General features: G+C 68.8%; 19 protein-coding genes. 12 read left to right on the plus strand and 7 right to left on the minus strand.

Features of this window, described 5'->3' with window-relative positions:
* Positions 1-24: 24 nt before the first annotated feature.
* The 3 genes from QMG86_RS12065 (at position 25) to QMG86_RS12075 (ending at position 2,131) form a co-directional block, all read left to right on the plus strand.
* Positions 25-270: a hypothetical protein gene (locus tag QMG86_RS12065; protein WP_281879545.1), complete on the plus strand. Its 246-nt coding sequence runs from the start codon at positions 25-27 to the stop codon at positions 268-270.
* Positions 267-1,259, plus strand: coding sequence for an ATP-binding cassette domain-containing protein (locus tag QMG86_RS12070; protein WP_281879547.1), 993 nt, complete (start codon positions 267-269; stop codon positions 1,257-1,259). Before QMG86_RS12065 ends, QMG86_RS12070 begins: the two co-directional genes overlap by 4 nt.
* 89 nt (positions 1,260-1,348) lie before the next feature.
* On the plus strand, positions 1,349-2,131 hold the full coding sequence (locus QMG86_RS12075; RefSeq protein WP_281880922.1) for an ABC transporter permease: 783 nt from the start codon (positions 1,349-1,351) through the stop codon (positions 2,129-2,131).
* 63 nt (positions 2,132-2,194) lie between these two features.
* Here the strand turns inward: QMG86_RS12075 and QMG86_RS12080 are convergent, their stop codons facing one another.
* A complete protein-coding gene (locus QMG86_RS12080) occupies positions 2,195-2,530 on the minus strand; it encodes an RNA polymerase-binding protein RbpA (protein WP_043719627.1) in 336 nt (111 codons plus the stop codon).
* 243 nt (positions 2,531-2,773) lie between these two features.
* On the opposite strand from QMG86_RS12080, the gene QMG86_RS12085 reads away from it, so the two are divergent.
* Entirely contained in the window at positions 2,774-3,094 is a 321-nt protein-coding gene (locus tag QMG86_RS12085) for a hypothetical protein (RefSeq protein WP_159844287.1), read from the plus strand.
* On the opposite strand, the gene QMG86_RS12090 is transcribed toward QMG86_RS12085, so the two are convergent.
* Both QMG86_RS12090 and QMG86_RS12095 read right to left on the minus strand, forming a co-directional pair.
* Positions 3,066-4,148: a hypothetical protein gene (locus QMG86_RS12090; RefSeq protein WP_350356381.1), complete on the minus strand. Its 1,083-nt coding sequence runs from the start codon at positions 4,146-4,148 to the stop codon at positions 3,066-3,068. The genes QMG86_RS12085 and QMG86_RS12090 overlap by 29 nt on opposite strands.
* A gap of 226 nt (positions 4,149-4,374) precedes the next feature.
* Positions 4,375-5,091: a M23 family metallopeptidase gene (locus QMG86_RS12095; RefSeq protein WP_281879548.1), complete on the minus strand. Its 717-nt coding sequence runs from the start codon at positions 5,089-5,091 to the stop codon at positions 4,375-4,377.
* 184 nt (positions 5,092-5,275) lie between these two features.
* Between QMG86_RS12095 and QMG86_RS12100 the strand changes: the two genes are divergently transcribed.
* Complete coding sequence (locus QMG86_RS12100; protein WP_281879549.1) at positions 5,276-5,587, plus strand: ArsR/SmtB family transcription factor; 312 nt, start codon at positions 5,276-5,278, stop codon at positions 5,585-5,587.
* A gap of 38 nt (positions 5,588-5,625) precedes the next feature.
* Here QMG86_RS12100 and QMG86_RS12105 read toward each other — a convergent pair whose 3' ends face one another.
* Positions 5,626-6,612, minus strand: coding sequence for a glycosyltransferase family 9 protein (locus QMG86_RS12105; RefSeq protein WP_281879550.1), 987 nt, complete (start codon positions 6,610-6,612; stop codon positions 5,626-5,628).
* Positions 6,613-6,824: 212 nt separating this feature from the next.
* Between QMG86_RS12105 and QMG86_RS12110 the strand changes: the two genes are divergently transcribed.
* From QMG86_RS12110 to QMG86_RS12140, 6 genes are all read left to right on the plus strand, one after another.
* Positions 6,825-7,415 carry an HdeD family acid-resistance protein gene (locus QMG86_RS12110; RefSeq protein ID WP_281879553.1) on the plus strand — a complete coding sequence of 197 codons (591 nt, stop codon included), beginning with the start codon at positions 6,825-6,827 and terminating at the stop codon, positions 7,413-7,415.
* Between the two features lie 175 nt (positions 7,416-7,590).
* Entirely contained in the window at positions 7,591-7,896 is a 306-nt protein-coding gene (locus QMG86_RS12115; RefSeq protein WP_039801814.1) for a hypothetical protein, read from the plus strand.
* Between the two features lie 767 nt (positions 7,897-8,663).
* Entirely contained in the window at positions 8,664-9,149 is a 486-nt protein-coding gene (locus QMG86_RS12120) for a DUF4383 domain-containing protein (protein ID WP_281879555.1), read from the plus strand.
* A gap of 292 nt (positions 9,150-9,441) precedes the next feature.
* The gene (locus QMG86_RS12125; RefSeq protein ID WP_281879556.1) at positions 9,442-9,768 is read left to right on the plus strand and encodes a hypothetical protein; all 327 of its coding nucleotides are present in this window, start codon (positions 9,442-9,444) and stop codon (positions 9,766-9,768) included.
* 380 nt (positions 9,769-10,148) lie between these two features.
* A complete protein-coding gene (locus tag QMG86_RS12135; protein WP_281879558.1) occupies positions 10,149-10,781 on the plus strand; it encodes a hypothetical protein in 633 nt (210 codons plus the stop codon).
* A gap of 267 nt (positions 10,782-11,048) precedes the next feature.
* Positions 11,049-11,888, plus strand: a complete 840-nt coding sequence (locus tag QMG86_RS12140) for a patatin-like phospholipase family protein (protein ID WP_281879560.1) — start codon at positions 11,049-11,051, stop codon at positions 11,886-11,888.
* A gap of 201 nt (positions 11,889-12,089) precedes the next feature.
* Here the strand turns inward: QMG86_RS12140 and bfr are convergent, their stop codons facing one another.
* The 3 genes from bfr to QMG86_RS12155 all read right to left on the minus strand — a co-directional run bounded on the left by bfr (position 12,090) and on the right by QMG86_RS12155 (position 13,757).
* Positions 12,090-12,569 (minus strand): bacterioferritin, encoded by a 480-nt coding sequence (gene bfr, locus QMG86_RS12145; protein WP_067807548.1) that lies wholly within the window; start codon positions 12,567-12,569, stop codon positions 12,090-12,092.
* A 58-nt stretch (positions 12,570-12,627) separates the two neighbouring features.
* Positions 12,628-12,819, minus strand: a complete 192-nt coding sequence (locus QMG86_RS12150; RefSeq protein ID WP_281879561.1) for a (2Fe-2S)-binding protein — start codon at positions 12,817-12,819, stop codon at positions 12,628-12,630.
* 485 nt (positions 12,820-13,304) lie between these two features.
* The gene (locus QMG86_RS12155) at positions 13,305-13,757 is read right to left on the minus strand and encodes a MaoC family dehydratase (RefSeq protein WP_281879562.1); all 453 of its coding nucleotides are present in this window, start codon (positions 13,755-13,757) and stop codon (positions 13,305-13,307) included.
* Between the two features lie 501 nt (positions 13,758-14,258).
* Between QMG86_RS12155 and QMG86_RS12160 the strand changes: the two genes are divergently transcribed.
* Positions 14,259-15,854, plus strand: coding sequence for a GMC oxidoreductase (locus QMG86_RS12160; protein WP_281879563.1), 1,596 nt, complete (start codon positions 14,259-14,261; stop codon positions 15,852-15,854).
* Positions 15,855-15,865: the final 11 nt, after the last annotated feature.

Below are 15,865 nucleotides of genomic sequence, written 5' to 3' on the forward strand. Positions count from 1 at the left end.
TACGCGGGCTACCACAACGGCACCGTGCTCGCGCACAGCTTCCGGCCGCGCCCGTTCGACGGCGACCTGTTGTTCTTCACGGCGGGCGACGACCCGGTCAACCGGGCCGATCCCGATCGGTGCGCCGAGGCCTGGCAGCCGTACGTCACCGGTGCCGTCCACGACCACGAGCTGCGCTGCGCGCACTCCGCGATGACCACGCCGGACGCACTGGCGGTGATCGGGCCGGTGCTGCGGAGGTGGCTGGAGACGAAGGAGACGCACAGGTGAGCTTCGCGGTCGAGGTGACCGGCCTGGTGAAGAACTACGGCCGGGCCCGCGTCCTGGACGAGATCGACCTACGAATCCCCACGGGCACCGTGATGGGACTGCTCGGACCGAACGGTGCGGGCAAGACGACGACCGTGCGGATCGTCACCACGTTGCTGAAGCCCTCCGCCGGGTCGGTGCGGGTGGCGGGCGTCGACGTGCTGCACGATCCTTCGGCGGCGCGCAAGCGGATCGGGCTGTCCGGCCAGTACGCCGCCGTCGACGCCAACCTGTCCGGCTACGAGAACCTGCGCATGGTGGCCCGGCTGTACGGGATGTCCCCGCGCCGGGCGACCGCTCGGGCCACCGAACTGCTCGGCGCCCTCGGACTCGACTACGCCGCGCACCGCAGGGCGGGGACGTACTCCGGTGGCATGGCCAGGCGGCTCGACCTCGCGGGCGCGCTGGTCGCCCGGCCGCCCGTGGTGGTGCTGGACGAGCCGACCACGGGCTTGGACCCGCGCGGCAGGCTGGACATGTGGCGGGTGATCGGCGACCTCGTGGACGACGGGACCACGGTGCTGCTCACCACGCAATACCTGGAAGAGGCGGACCTGCTGGCCGACCGCATCACCGTCATCGACCACGGGCGGGTCATCGCGCGCGGGTCGGCCGACGAGCTGAAGACCTCGATCGGCGGTGACCGGCTCACCGTCACCCTGGCCGCCGGGCAGGCCGCCGAACCCGCGCTGGCCGTGCTTGCGCAGGTCGGCGTCGGCAACCCCGCGCACGAGGCGGGCACCGATGAGGTATCGGTGGTGGTCGGCGACGGCTCGCGCACCATGGTGGAGGCGCTGCGCAGGCTCGACGACGCGGGCGTCTGCGTGGTCGACGCGAACGTGCACCGGCCGAGCCTCGACGACGTATTCCTTTCCCTCACCGGCAAGCCGGGCGACACGCCCGTCGCGGAACCGGAGACCGATGACGTACCAGAGGAGATCATGTCGTGAGTACGGCAATGGTGCGGGAGGCGGCCCCGAAGGCGGATCCGCGGTCGAGAAAGGCCGCGGCGCAGCCGGATTCCGCTCCCCGGCTGCGGTTGTTCCGGGACAGCGCGATCGTGGCCCATCGCAATCTGCTGACCATCCTGCGCGTGCCCACGCTGCTGGTGACCGCGACGATTCAGCCGCTGATGTTCGTGTTCCTGTTCGCTTACATCTTCGGCGCGTCGCTCGGCGGTGGCCAGTACCGGGAGTTCCTGCTCGCGGGCATTTTCACCCAGACGGTGGCGTTCAACGCCGCGTTCACCACGGTAGGGCTGGCCGGGGACCTGCAGAAGGGCATCATCGACCGGATGCGGGCGCTGCCGATGTCGCGGCTGGCCGTGCTGATGGGCCGCACGCTGTCCGACCTCGTGGTCAACATCCTCAGCCTGGCGGTGATGGTCGGGTGCGGATACGTGGTCGGGTGGCGCATCCACGGCAGCGTCACCGACGCCGTGCTGGCGTTCGGCGTGATCCTGCTGTTCGCGTTCGCGATGTCCTGGGTCGGCGCGCTGACCGGCTTGCTGTCACCGACCGTCGAGGTGGCGCAGAGCGCCGGGCTGATCTGGCTGTTCCCGCTGACGTTCATCTCCTCGGCGTTCATCTCGGCCGAGACCCTGCCCGGCCCGCTGCGCACGATCGCCGAATGGAATCCGATCACCGCGGTCTCGGCGGCCGGACGCAAGTTGTTCGACAACGACTCGCCGCCCACCTTCGTCCCGCCCAGCGGCTGGGCCGCCGACCACTGCGTCGAGTACGCGGTGGCCTGCTCGGTTGGGATCCTCGTGGTGGCCGTGCCGCTGGCGCTGCTTCGCTACCGCAAGGTGGCCAGCCGCTGACCCGGACAGCGAACGGCCGCCGCATCGAACGATGCGGCGGCCGTTTCCGTACTGCGCGAACCGTCAGGCGCGGCGGCGGGTCTTGAGCAGTTCGAGGCGCTCCTTGAGCAACTCCTCGAGTTCCTCCTTGCTGCGGCGCTCCAACAGCATGTCCCAGTGCGTGCGCGGCGGCTTGACCTTCTTGGTCTCCTGCGTGGTGCCCTCGATCAGCACACCCTCCTGGCCGTTGCGGCACAGCCAGGTCGGCGGGATCTCGGCGTCGTCGGCGAAGGGAACGTCGAATTCCTCGCCGTTGTCGGTCCGGTACCGGGCGATCCGACGCGGAGCCAGGTCGTGGTCGCGATCGGTCTCGTAGCTCACCGCTCCGAGCCGACTGCCTCGGAGTACGCGATCTGCCATGGTGTGCCTCTCCCTGTGTGCTCGAGTCTTCGTGCGCTGCGACCGTGTCCGCACGAGTGCGCGGGGCATCCGCCGGACTTGATGTACAACGATCGGGCCTGCGCCGATAGTTCCCGACGCGGCCGCGGTGAACCGTTCCATTGTAGTGCCCTCGGCACGCCTGCCTCGCCATGCCCGATGCGGGGCGATTCTCCGGGGGTCAGTGAGCGGATCGCGGGTCGCGGGCTATTAGTGTTCTGCGTCATGTCGCGCCGCTTGTCCTGCCAGTGGTGTGGGCGGGAGATCGTGGAATCGGAGGCCGGCCGCCGTCGCCGGTACTGCCGCCAGTCCTGTCGCCAACGCGCCTACGAACACCGCAACAGCTTGAAGGGGACCGGGATCCCCGACGACGCGGTTGTGCTCAGCGCCCAGGAGGCGGCCGACTTGGCCGATCGCTGGTTCGCCGCCCGCTGCGCCGCCGAGGACGTCGCCACCGCCATCGCGGAGGGTGCGACGTCCGATGAACTCGCCGCGCTCGGCAAGACCCTGGTCGCGCTCACCCGTGACGCCGAACGCCTCCGCTGACCGGCTCCGCAGCCGAACGGGGATGCCCCGCGCCGGCGCCGCGGTGACGGAGGTACACCGCGCCGAGCAGCACGCCGACGGTCGCGGCCAGTCCGCCTGCCGCGAGCCAGCTGGCCTCGTCCGGGTGGACCAGCGACTGCGCCCGCATCGCCTGCCAGAAGACGAGCGCGAGCACACCGGCGTACCCGGCGGCCAGCACGCCGACGACCGCGGCGCGGGCGCGTTCTGGCCGCAGCCAGCGGTAGCGGGGAGCGAGCCAGGCGAGCGCGACAGCCACCAGCGGCAGGACCTGGATGCCGTGCAGCCCGACGAAGTGCGGAACGCGCAGGTCACCGCCGACGGTGCTCCAGTGCGTGATCGGCATGCCCGCCATGGCGTCGCGCGGGGCGAGATCGCCCGCGTCGGCCAGGACCGTGTGCCCTGCGGCCAACTCGACCACGCGCCCGTCGCTGTCGCGGACGAGTTGCTTACCGGTGAACCCCATCAGGTAACCCAGCGCCATGCCGACGACGGCCAGGGCCAGACCGGCGTGGATGGCCCGCGCTGTCGGGCGGTCCACCAACCGCTGCCAGGCCAGGATCAGCACGATGATCAGATTGGCGAGGAACAGGCCGGGCACGCCGGAGGCGAAGACCACCTGCCCGATCGAGTTCACCGGGTCGTCCTCGGTGTTGAAGTGGCTGAAGGTGCCGCGGGCGGCTTGCACCACGATGAATCCGACGTCGATGAATCCGGTCACCGCGAATACCGTGCCCAGCCACCAGGTAGCGCGGTTTCCCTTGTGCGGCAACGACAGCAGCCATGCCAGAGTGAGGCTGTAGAGGAAGAAGGCCAGCCCGAACTTCATCGGCTTGAGCCAGACCGACTCCCCGAGCAGCGTGCGGTCGTCGACCAGCATCGCCGCCAGGCAGAACAGGACGAGCGCGGCCATCGCGGTGACCGTGCCGAGTAGCGGTCGATGCAGTCGCGCGCGCCCCGCCACTGTCGTGCTCGCCCGCGATCGCGGCGTCGAGGACTCGCCCTGCGGCGCCGTGGCGAAATGTGTTGTGGACATGGACCGAACGTAGAAACCGCGAACCCCGCACAGCGTCCCGCCGCAGCGCCATTCGCGCCTAGTACCCCGGTATCGGGTCGAGCGTCCCGGCGATACCAGGGAGGCGGCATGGTGGGGAGATCGGGAAAGGGCCGCGAACGCGCCGTTGCGTTCGCGGCCCCGTCGAGGGCGACGGCATTGTCGCCGAGTTTGTTCGCGGGCTCATGTCCCACGAACGGGTCCGGGATCAGTCCTCCGCGGCGAACCCGACGTCGATGCCGCGCCCGGCCAGCCAGGGACGCGGGTCGATCGGTGCGCCGTCGGGCAGGTGGACCTCGTAGTGCAGATGCGGGCCGGTGGAATAGCCACGGTTGCCGACCGTCGCGATGACGTCGCCCGCGCGGACCGGCTGGCCCACGGCGACGAGGATGTCGTTGACGTGGCCGTAGACGCCGACGGTGCCGTCGTCCTGTTGCACCCGCACCCACAGGCCGAAGCCGGAGGCGGGTCCGGCCTCGATCACGACGCCGTCGGTGACCGCGGCGATCGGCGCCCCGAGCGGGTCACCGAAATCCAGGCCCGCGTGCAGCGTGCCCCAGCGAGTCCCGAAATTCGAGGTGAGCACGCCGGCCACGGGACGGACGGTCTTCGGTGGGGTGAAGTCCTGGGCGATCCGGTTCGGGTCCCACGGTGCGGGCAGCGGGGCGGCTTGCGGCGCCTGGTTCTGGTCCGGGGCGAAGACGGCGAACTGCGTCGTGCCCTCGGCCGGGCGGATCTCGCCCGAGGCGATCTTGCCCGCGACGAGGCGGGCGGAGGCGTCGGTGTCCTGGTCCTGCTGCGCCGCGGCGAGGATGCCGACGGAGGCGGTGACGACCGCGGCGGCGGCGAGGACACGGGCGGCGGCGCTGTCGCGGCGCAGCCGGGTCACGCTCCGGCGAATCGGTAACGGAAAGGTCACGGGCATGCATCGAACGTAAGGGAGCCGGCGCGCCGGTCGGCAATCCTGTGGCTATCGTCACCGGGCATCGAACGCCCAGCTCGTCGGTCACGGGTAGGTAACGATGATTCGCTGTTCGGCGCATGAGCTGGGAATACGCCCTCTTGCCCAACTGTTGACCGGCGAAACGTCGGACGCCCACACTATGTGAGTGGCGACTAATGGAGTTCGTGCCCTGACGGCGCTGGCGGACCCGACCCGGCGCGCTATCTTCGAGGCTTTGCCGCAGAACCCGCGCTCGGTCGGCGACATCGCGCACGACCTGGGCGTCACCAGCTCGGCGGTCTCCCAGCATTTGCGCGTGCTGCGCGAGGCACGGTTGGTCATGATGCGGCCGGAAGGCAACCGGAGGCTGTACTCCTTGGATCCGCGTGGCCTGGCCGACGCCCGTGACTATCTCGAGCAGTTCTGGCCGAGTGCCATCGCCGCGTACTCCGCGGCGATCGCGACCGCGAACGCCTGAACCGCGGACGCGTCATCCCGGGTGGCGTCGGGGGGCGGTCATCCGACGCGCCGATACGCAGGTTTGCGGCGGTCGGTGTTCGTGCGGGGCCAGTTGCGCGTGCTCAACTGTTTGTCGACCGCATTGATCACCTCGGTGACCCCGATCTGCAACAGCCCGGGATCGGGGGTGTCGGCGTGCGGGTCGCCGATCTGGCCGCTCCACAACACCGCGTGCCTGCCCAGCAGGTGCGCGGGCGGGCCCGCCCACCGCGGGGGCGTGGGGCCGAACAGCAGGACGGTGCGGGTGCCGAACGCCGTGGCCAGATGGGCGACGCCGGTGTCCCCGCAGATCACCAGCGCCGCCTCGGCGACCGTGGCGGCCAGATCGATGAGGTTCTGTTCCCCGGCGAGCACCCGGCCGGCCGGCAGCCCGGCCCGCGCGGCGATGCCCAGTGCGAGTTGGCGTTCGTTCTCGTCGCCGGTCAGGACCACTTCGCGCCCGAGGACCAGCAAGTGCCGCACCACCGCGGCGAAACGGTCCGGGGGCCAGCGGCGGGCCGGCGCGCCTGCGCCGACGTGCACGACCACGCAGTCGCGGCGGCTGGTCGTCGACACCGGCGGTACCAGTCCGAGGTTGCGTCGATCGGCTCCGATGCCGTCGTACTCGAGCAGGTGACACCAGCGGTCCACAACGTGCATGTCGGTTTCCCACTCGGGGCCGGGTAGCTCGGGAAACGCGGCGTTGCGAAAGGAGAGGATGCGTCCGGGGTCGGTCTTGGCCAGCATGACGATGCTTTCCGCGCTGGCGCCGTGCAGGTTGACCGCCAATTCGGGTGGGGGCGCGTCCCAGCGGAGACTGCTCGGATCGGCGGTCGGCACCAGTGCGTCGACCGAGGCGATCAAGTCGACGATGGGCTTGAGCCGCTGCGGTGCCGCCAGGACGATGCGATCGTGGGGTTTGGCCCGGCGCAGTGCACGTAGAGCCGGGACCGCGGTGAGTAGATCACCGAGCCCACGCGCCTGCAACACGAGCAGAACCGCCACCCTCTTCTCCTAGCCACCCGAGTCTCACCGAACCCCGACCCACCCGTTCACCCCAGGGGCGCCAACGAAGAGTCACTCCGTGATGACTACCCGACCGGCCGGACGGCGAAACGTGAACTCCGGGCAACGCCGCGGTACCGGCCGAACAACCGCCGTGCGGCCGGGTCGGCAAATGATCAGAAAACGCGGAACCTCAGCTATAGCATCAATGCATGACGACAAACAGCGTGGTAGAGGGTCCCTTGCAGTCTCTTGCCCGCCGTGCGTGGCAAACCGTTCTGCTCACCGGCGTTCTGGCGGTGATCCTCGGCATCTTGATCCTGGTCTGGCCGGACATCACCCTGCAGGCGGCGGGCATCGTCTTCGGCATCTATCTGGTGGTCACCGGCTTCCTGCAGTTGATCGCGGCCTTCGGCGCGCCGGCCAGTGCCGGGCTGCGGGTGCTGTCGTTCATCATCGGCGTGCTGTCCATCGTGGTCGGCGTGTTCTGCTTCCGCGACGAACTGGCCTCGATCCTGCTGTTGGGACTGTGGATCGGCATCGGCTGGCTCTTCCGCGGGATCGCGCTGCTGGCGGCGGCGATCTCGGAACCCGCGATGCCCGGGCGCTGGTGGCAGGTGTTCTTCGGCGTGGTGACCGCGGCCGCGGGTGTCGTCCTGATCGTCTGGCCGGTTCGGTCGGTGGCTACGCTGGCCGTCTTGGCGGGGGTGTGGCTGATCATCCTCGGCATCATGGAGATCGTCGTGGCGTTCGGGGTCCGCAGGGACGTGCGGACGGTGGGCGCCGCGCACGCCGCCGCCTGACCACGGATTTTCGCCCGGCCGGACGCGATCGGCGCCCGGCCGGGCGATGTCGTGTCTCCCGGCGCCGGGACCAGCACGGTTCCGTCCGGTCGGAACTCGTGACAGAATCACAGGCGCATTTTCACGAGACGTCGGCTTCGGGGTTGGTCGACATCGAAAAGAACTGGAGGCACGAATGATTCGTACTGCTGGGTTTGTCGGTGCGCTCGCCCTGGCAGGGGCCGCGGCCATGCTGTCGGCGGGAACGGCGCAGGCCGCGGTCGGCACGCTGGGGATCAACGGTGAGCTGCACGCGGATCCGGTGGGCTGCTTGAACACCGACGGCACCTTCTACACCACGTTCCAGATCACCGTCGTCAACAGCACCGATCGTGCCGTCACGCTGTACTCCGGAAGGGACTGCACCGGTTCCGTGGTCGGCGAGCTGCCCGTGGAGAAGATCGGTTACCTGCCCAAGGGCGGCAGCGTCTCCGTCAGCTGAACCGACCGTAGCGATCGCGGCCGAGGCGTCGCGTCACCCATCGCACGAGTTTCGTCGGTGTGTGCGCGAGCGCCTCGGCCGTTTCCGTGCTCGCCCCGCCCGTGCGGGGGTGATGATCTGCGGATACGCCTGTCGCGTCGGGGATCGCGCTACCGCGCGCGTGAACTCGTTTCCATCGTGCGGGCCGGACGTCGGGTGTCCTGTGTGCGCGGCCAGTCACTCGGGTTCACCGCGGTGGATTCCGAGGTCGCCGGTGCCGGAACCGGCGGGGCGGCAGCCGAGCGGCGGCTACCCCGCGGATCCCATGCCATCGCCGACGCGGCCGCGCCCAGCAGAACGACCACGATCATCGTCACAACACACCAGACCAACATGGCCCTTGCCTCCCTGGCATCACCATCCGGTTGACAGACTGCGTCGGCTCACCAAGGCGGACAGTTGTTTTCGAGTCGGTGACAGTATTCACCGACCGGATGGCGCGCGCGAGTCCTCGGCGCGGGGCTGAGGTGTCCCGGCTTCGTCCGAAACCCGCCACTGATCTTGTGGCGGACGGGTGTGCCAGCGCGAACATCGCCGACTCGGGTCCGGTGCGGCGATCGGAGGAGACGGGGATCACGATCACGCCGTGACCGCACGTGTGTGGGTGGCGTCTCAGGTCCCACTCGTTCGTCGCGCGCAGTGGCCCGAGGGCTCGCTGTTTGCCTCGTTTTCGCCCGGGTAGCACGGTGGGGACGGAGGTCAACCCACAGCGAAGGGCTGGTTCGGCGATGTCCAATTCCACATCCGGCGCGACAACGGATCGGCGGTCTCCGCTCCAGGTCGCCGCCATGGCGGTCGGAGCGACGTTCCTGCTGGTCGGCATCCTGGGGTTCATTCCGGGAATCACGACCGACTACGGCGAACTCGAGTGGGCGGGGCATCACTCCCAGGCCCAGTTGCTCGGTCTGTTCCGCGTGTCGGTGCTGCACAACGTGGTCCACTTGGCTTTCGGCATCGCCGGAGTGCTGGCCGCGCGCACCGCTGCGTCGGCGCGCGCGTTCCTCATCGGCGGCGGCGTGGTGTATCTCGTGCTGTGGCTGTACGGACTGGTCGTGAACCCTGACAGCGACGCGAACTTCGTGCCGCTCGATACGGCCGACAACTGGCTGCACTTCGTGCTCGGCGCGGGCATGATCGCCCTCGGCGTGGTCTTGGCGCGGCGGCCCATGACTCAGGCGCCTGGAGCGGGTAGGCAGACCGGAATCCTGGAGTAGCCGACACCCCCAACCGCGGCCGGTGCGGGTAGTAGCAACGAAAGTAGCTGCAGGTCAACTGGTCTCACAGCCGAACGGGCTTCACCGACGCCGCCGGGTTCTCGGCGGTGCGCTCGATCCGGGTGATGCCGGAAAGCTGGCTTGCCGAACGCCGAACATGTTGACATCGACTGCTGTTGACAACATATGATGTCAATAACTTGCTCAGCCTGCACTCCGCGCCGTAACCGCGCGAGCCGCAGGAGTGCAGGCCTTCGACTACTTCGGCAACGATCGCGGCAAGGGAGCACCGATGAGGGCCAAACCACCCGCGCTGGGATATCTCCGCAAAGACGTCTCGGGTGTGTCCCAGGATTGGGACGAAGCGCAGATGCGGAGTTTGGCCAAGCGGCTGGGTTACGAGCTGTGCAAGACGGTGACCTTCGGCGCCGGTACCGACGCACCGGTGGATCGCCTCGTCGACGTCGTCCGCACGTTCGGCGTCGACGCCGTGATCGCTCCCGGTCTGCACCACTTCGGCAATGCGGTACCGGCGCAACTGGTCGAGGTCTGCGACCTGATCACCGTGACGCCCCAGCAGACGTACGCCCGCTCGGCGCTGTCGCGGATCTGGGCCTGAATCGGTCCAGCCCTTGGGTGAAGTCCAGCGCTGTTCAGCGCTGGCGCCAGCCCAGCGGACCCGGCAGGTCCACACGGTTCTTCTTGGTTCGGGAGTTCCGCGACCAGGGGCCGATTCTGATACTCCCCGACGACAGCCCCGATTGGGTGACGTTGAGCTTCAGCGGTCCGAACGATTTGCGCTGACGATATCCGATTGGCATGAGCAGCCTCCCTGACTCGACCCCAGGATGACGGATTCGGTTATCCCACAGGGTCTTCGCTGGTCGAGGCATCCCTGATCGGCAGCCCGGTCGGATTCATGCCGTCGAGACCGTCCCGCAGGCACTGCGACCCGGAAACGATGGGCGGTCTACTGGTGAAGTGCGCTCTACTGATGCCATGGACGGTACTGGAAGCCCTTGGGAGAATACGACGCACGACTGGGCCGGCGCCGTGGACCTCGCCCACCTGGAACGGATTCGCCGCGAGCCGGAAGCGATGGCTCCCGGCGGTATCCGTCACCTGATTCTCGAAGTCGTCGCCTACGCGGCGGACGAAGCCGCATGTGGGAACGGCGGACGGTGCGTCGTGACCTTGCACACCGATGGTTCGGTGTCGGTGTCCGACGATGGAAGAGGCACCGACACCCGCATCGACGTCGGCGGCCGCCACGTCAAGAAGCCGATCATGGCGACGAAAGATCTGCGGTTCTTCGACTTCCCTGATGCGGAATGCCTGCCCGACGGTCATCCGCGCCGTGGCATGTCCGTCGTCGCGGCGCTGAGCCCATGGCTCGTGCACACCAATCGCCGGCGGCACGGAGCTTGGACGCAACGCTATGAGAACGGCGTCCCGGTCACCGATCTGCTGCCGGTCGCCGCGGACGGCACGACCGGGACGACGGTCCACTTCCGGCCGGGCCACGACTTGCCCGAGGCGGCCGAGCCGACGGTCGACGAGCTGGTCCGGTTGACGTCGCCGTGGCGGCAGTTGTCGGTCGAGGTGATCCGCGCCGGTGCGGCATCGCGGTGAGCCACGACGTTATCGGTACACACCGGCAAACTGACGTCGCCCAACATCAGACCGGAGAAGACACCCGAGCGCGCTCCTCGCCTCCCGTCCGATACGCGACAGCGGTCCGCGATCGGTGCGAGTTATGCCCAGGCAGGAGCTGATACAGCGGACGGTTGTCGTGTCGGGTATCCGCGGACACAGCGGCGGCACGATGGTCTTACGAGGATCGTCGAGTCGGCTCGGCGAGCAGCCGTCGGCCAGGCACGGTGCGGATAGGCTGGCGGTATGTCGGACTCGGTGGTTCCCAAAGAGTTTTCGGTCGCGCTCGTGCTGGGCGGGGGCGGTCCGGTCGGCATCGCGTGGTTGGCGGGGTTGGCCACCGGGTTGCGGGAAAGCGGTGTCGACTTGGCGCTGGCGGACCGCTTCGTGGGGACCTCCGCCGGAGCGGTGGTCGGCGCGGTGCTGGCCGATGGTGGCGATCCGGCGCGGTTGTTGCGGCCGCCCTCGGCATCGGCGCCGGTGCGCGCGGATCCGGCGCGGATGGGGGAGATCCTCGCCGTGCTGCGGACGCCCGGGCAGGATCCCGCTGAGGGGCGTCGCCGGGCGGGTGCGCTGGCGCTGGCCGCCCGGGTCGGCGATCCGGACGAGCACATCGCGCGCATCGGCGGGCTGGCCGGTGTGACGCAGTGGCCCGAGCGCGACCTCGTCGTCACCGCGATCGACATCACCACCGGTGACCTGCGGGCGTGGACCAGGGACGGCGCGGCGTCGTTGCCCGCGGCGCTGGCGTCGAGCACCGCGGTGCCGGGCGTCTTCCCGCCGATTCCGATCGACGGGAGTCTCTACGTCGACGGCGGGCTGCGCTCGCCGGTCAACGCCGACCTCGCCGCGGGCGCCGATGTCGTGGTGATCGCGGAACCCTTGGCGCACATGTTCCCGCGTATCCCCAGTGATCGCGAATTGGGTTCGGCCACCGAGATTTCCATCGTCCCCGACAACGACGCCATCGCCGCGTTCGGACTCGACGTGTTCGCCCCGGCCGCGCTGGCCCCCGCACACGCGGCCGGCGTGCGTCAGGCCGCCGAGGCGGCGCGGCGGCTGAAGGACGTCTGGCCGGACCGCTGAGCGAGACGGTCGCTCACGACCCGGCTTCGTCCGGCGCGGACCCGAGGATGCCCTTCATCTCCGGACGATCGCCAGGCTGGATCGGTAGCTGTTCGGTGGCTGGCGAGCATCGGAAGTAACTGACCCGGCGATACGCGCCGGCGCGGCGAGCGCTGGAGGGCATCGCCGGGCAGTCCCGGCGTGGCGCGGCGGAAAGCCGGGTCAGTCGTCCGGGGTCTCGGTGAAGCGCTGGAGGTACAGCGGCTCGCCGAGCTTCTCCACCAGATCGAGTTCGGTCTCCAGGTAATCGACGTGCTGTTCCTCGTCTTCGAGGATGTGCTCGAAGATGCGCGCCGAAGTCACGTCCCCGCGCGACCGCATCAATTCGATGCCTCGCCGGAGTCGTTCCACCGCTTCCAGCTCGATCTGCAGATCGGCCCGCAGTTGCTCCGGCACGCTCTGCCCGATGCGCAGCGGATTGAGCTTCTGATAGTTCGGCAGCCCCTCCAGGAACAGAATCCGGTCGGTGAGGAGCTCGGCATGTTTCATCTCATCGATGGACTCGTGCCGAGTGTGTCGCGCCAGCTTGGTGAAACCCCAGTTCTCCTGCATCTTGGCGTGCAGGAAGTACTGGTTGATCGCCGTGAGTTCGGCCGTCAGTTGCTCGTTGAGCAACGCCACGATGTCCTTGTCGCCGTCCATAGCAGCGATCGTGGCACAAAAAGTGCGCAGCGCGGGAGAGACCGCCTGGTGTGTCGCTTCAGGCGGCCGTGGGTTGCGCTCCGGTCGTCGCCCGGGCGCGGCCTATCACCTCGGCCAATCGCGCCGTGCAACTGCCGCAGCCGGGTTTCCAGCCACAGGCGTTCTTCACCTGGCGGATGCTGTCGGCGCCCGCCGCAACGCAGGTGTGCACATCGCCTTCGGACACCGCGTTACAAATACAGACGTACATGAAGCCTCACAGCCAGGATCACCTTTCCGCTGAGGTTAGCCTCGACTAACGAGGTAAGCCTCCCCTAATGTATAGCACCTCCGCCGACCGGGGGGAAACCCCGACATGCGGGCCTGGCGCTTTTCTCCCCACCCGGTCGCGGCGCCGGCCGTCGGCGAGCCGCTGCACGGCGAGGCGCCGCAGGCCGCTGGACTCGAGCCCGGCGTGGCCGGGGAGCGGCACGCCGGCCGCGCGGTTCGTCGGCGTGCCGCTCCCGCGCTTCCGACGTCGAGCGGATCACCGCCCCTTAGCTGTGTGCGCCGAACCCGCGGGTATGGCGCAGTGCTCAGCCGTCGTCGCGCAGTGGCGCGGGATCCGGGGGCGCCGTCGTGATCGTTCCCGCGCTGTCCGCTGAACCATGGACAGCCCGAAGCGTCGCCCCGCTACTGCTCGGCCGAGTGAACTCACCGATCGGCAAGTGAGGTGTTGCGAATCAGTGTGCCCCCTCAGTCCAGGTAACGGACCAGGTGTTCGGCGACGCAGGCCGGCTTGTCCGCACCCTCGGCGGTAATGGTCACGGTCCGTTCGGCCTGCACGCCGCCGGGCACGTCGGTGACGGCGGTGAGCGTGACGGTGCCGCGCACCCGGCTGCCGACGCGCACCGGGCTGACGAAGCGCGCTTTGTTCAGCCCGTAGTTGATCGCCATCCGGGCCGACCGCACCGTCATCAGCTGCTGGCTGATCGGGGCGAGCAACGCGAGGGTGAGGAACCCGTGGGCGATGGTGGCCCCGTACGGGCCATTCGCGGCGCGGTCCGGATCGATGTGGATCCACTGGTGGTCGCCGGTCGCCTCGGCGAATAGGTCGATGCGCCGCTGGTCGATCTCGAGCCACTCGCCCGGGCCGAACTCGGTGCCCACCGCGGCGCGCAGGGCGTCGAAATCGGGGAAGTCGGTCATGCGGCATCCTTTCTGCGAGCGGCATCTGCACGATATCCGGGGAGCGGCAGCGTGCGGAATCCGCTGCCGCGAACGGTCCTTCATCGCCTTTCGGGTGGCATCGAGCGGCAACGCGCGCAGCAAACGAATCAAGCGTGGAACCCTGTAGCCCGCCATTCGAGCGCAGCGCAGCAAGGGCGGCGCCTACGCGGCCCCGGGACGGTTCCCCAAGAATCCTTCGTTCTCGGCGGGATGGGTGTTGAATCGCCGACGAGCAACATGGCGTTCTTGCTGCGGTGATGCGCCCGCCGGGCATTCCGTACTTTGCACTGGCGGCTCCTCCGGCAACTTCGGCTCGGCCCAACCGTGGTGCGCCGGAATGCGCGTACCTCCCCGGAATTGTGATCTTTGCTACAGATTCGCACACTACCGGACACATATGTCCGGTCATATTACTGTCCCGTAGCGGCCGTGGTCGGCCGCGCGAGTTCCCTGCTCGCGTCTGATCTTCGAGGGTGTGTGATGTCAGCAATTACGCGCCGGTCACTGTTGACCGGGGCTGCCGCGGCGGGTGGCCTGCTGGCCGCTTCGCGCTACGCGAACACGACCGGTCCGATCGCCGCGCGGGTGAACAGCGTTCCGCTCACCCGCGAGGAGCATCGGGTGGTCGTCATCGGATCGGGGTTCGGCGGCGGCGTCACCGCCCTGCGCCTTGCCGAGGCCGGAGTCCGGGTACTCGTGCTCGAACGGGGCCTGCGCTGGCCGACCGGTCCGAATTCCGAGACCTTCCCGCGCGCCTCGGCGTTGGACAAGCGGGTGCTCTGGTACAAGTCCAGCCCGGTGCTGTTCGGTAAGCCATTGGTTTTCGAGCCGTTCACCGGTTTGGTGGAGGCGGTGCCCGGGACCAACATGACCGCGCTGTGCGCGGCGGGCGTGGGCGGTGGATCGCTGGTCTATCAAGGAATGTCCCTGCAACCGGCGCAAGCGGTGTTCGACACCCACTTCCCCGAGGCCCTCGACTGGGCGACCATGGATCGCGTGCACTACCCGCGGGTCGCGCACATGCTCGGCTTGGCCGTGGCCCCGGACGAGCTGATCGCCAGTCCCAGCTACGCCGCCTCGCGGGTCTTCGCCGACCACGTGCGGCGCGCCGGACTTCCGCTGTCGAAGATCCCGATGCCCATCGACTGGAACTACGCGCTGGCCGAACTGCGGGGGGAGATGAAGCCCTCCTACACCAACGGTGACGGCGCCATGGGGGTGAACAACGGCGGCAAGCACTCGGTGGACGTCACCTATATCGCCGCGGCCGAGGCGACCGGTCTGGTGACGGTCGAGCCGCTGCACCAGGTCACCGACGTGGAGCGTGCCGCCGACGGCCGGTGGATCGTCCACGTCGAGCGCTTGGACACCAGCGGCGCCGTGCTGGAGAACAAGATCATCACCACCGGCGCCCTCGTGATGGCGGCCGGAAGCCTCAACACGACGAGGCTGCTGATGCGCGCCTCGGGCAGAGGGCTCATCCCCGACATGCCCGACGGTCTCGGTCAGGGCTGGGGCACCAACGCCGACCGCATCTATCTGTGGACCGATCCCACGGCGAGTTTCGGCGCGGAGCAAGGCGGGCCGGTCGTCTACGGAAGCGAGAACTGGGACGATCCGCACACCGCCCACACCGTGATCCAGGCGTCCATCCCACCGATGGGCGCCGACGCCAACAGCACCATGATGGTCGGCTACGGCGTCAGCGACGGTCGTGGCCACTTCGTCTACGACGCGGCCCGCGACGACGCCGTTCTGCAGTGGCCGCAGGACGGTGACAGCTACATCCAGGACAACCACATCGGTCCCGCCGCGCACCGGATCGCCGGTCCGGCAAGCATTCTCACCGACACCAACCTGCTGTTCCCGTCGACCTGGCACCCTCTCGGCGGTGCGAGCATGGGGGCCGTCTGCGACCTGGACGGCCGGGTGCACGGTCAGCGGGGTCTGTACGTGCTCGACGGCGCGCTCATGCCCGGCAACACCGCAGCCTGCAACCCGTCGATGACGATTGCCGCGGTGGCCGAGCGAGCCTTGGACAACTTGGTCGCGCAGGACGTCGGCACGATCATCTGACGGCTCCCGGC

The sequence above is a fragment of the Nocardia sputorum genome, assembly GCF_027924405.1.
Taxonomy (GTDB): Bacteria; Actinomycetota; Actinomycetes; order Mycobacteriales; family Mycobacteriaceae; genus Nocardia; species Nocardia sputorum.

Excerpts from the sequence above, each read along its gene's own strand:
- QMG86_RS12155 (WP_281879562.1), bottom strand. The coding sequence starts at position 13,757 with ATGACCGACTTCCCCGATTTCGACGCCCTGCGCGCCGCGGTGGGCACC.
- bfr (WP_067807548.1), bottom strand. The coding sequence starts at position 12,569 with ATGGACGGCGACAAGGACATCGTGGCGTTGCTCAACGAGCAACTGACG.
- QMG86_RS12090 (WP_350356381.1), bottom strand. The coding sequence starts at position 4,148 with ATGTCCACAACACATTTCGCCACGGCGCCGCAGGGCGAGTCCTCGACG.
- QMG86_RS12115 (WP_039801814.1), top strand. The coding sequence starts at position 7,591 with ATGATTCGTACTGCTGGGTTTGTCGGTGCGCTCGCCCTGGCAGGGGCC.
- QMG86_RS12080 (WP_043719627.1), bottom strand. The coding sequence starts at position 2,530 with ATGGCAGATCGCGTACTCCGAGGCAGTCGGCTCGGAGCGGTGAGCTAC.
- QMG86_RS12085 (WP_159844287.1), top strand. The coding sequence starts at position 2,774 with ATGTCGCGCCGCTTGTCCTGCCAGTGGTGTGGGCGGGAGATCGTGGAA.
- QMG86_RS12120 (WP_281879555.1), top strand. The coding sequence starts at position 8,664 with ATGTCCAATTCCACATCCGGCGCGACAACGGATCGGCGGTCTCCGCTC.
- QMG86_RS12135 (WP_281879558.1), top strand. The coding sequence starts at position 10,149 with ATGGACGGTACTGGAAGCCCTTGGGAGAATACGACGCACGACTGGGCC.
- QMG86_RS12150 (WP_281879561.1), bottom strand. The coding sequence starts at position 12,819 with ATGTACGTCTGTATTTGTAACGCGGTGTCCGAAGGCGATGTGCACACC.
- QMG86_RS12125 (WP_281879556.1), top strand. The coding sequence starts at position 9,442 with ATGAGGGCCAAACCACCCGCGCTGGGATATCTCCGCAAAGACGTCTCG.
- QMG86_RS12160 (WP_281879563.1), top strand. The coding sequence starts at position 14,259 with ATGTCAGCAATTACGCGCCGGTCACTGTTGACCGGGGCTGCCGCGGCG.
- QMG86_RS12110 (WP_281879553.1), top strand. The coding sequence starts at position 6,825 with ATGACGACAAACAGCGTGGTAGAGGGTCCCTTGCAGTCTCTTGCCCGC.
- QMG86_RS12140 (WP_281879560.1), top strand. The coding sequence starts at position 11,049 with ATGTCGGACTCGGTGGTTCCCAAAGAGTTTTCGGTCGCGCTCGTGCTG.
- QMG86_RS12095 (WP_281879548.1), bottom strand. The coding sequence starts at position 5,091 with ATGCCCGTGACCTTTCCGTTACCGATTCGCCGGAGCGTGACCCGGCTG.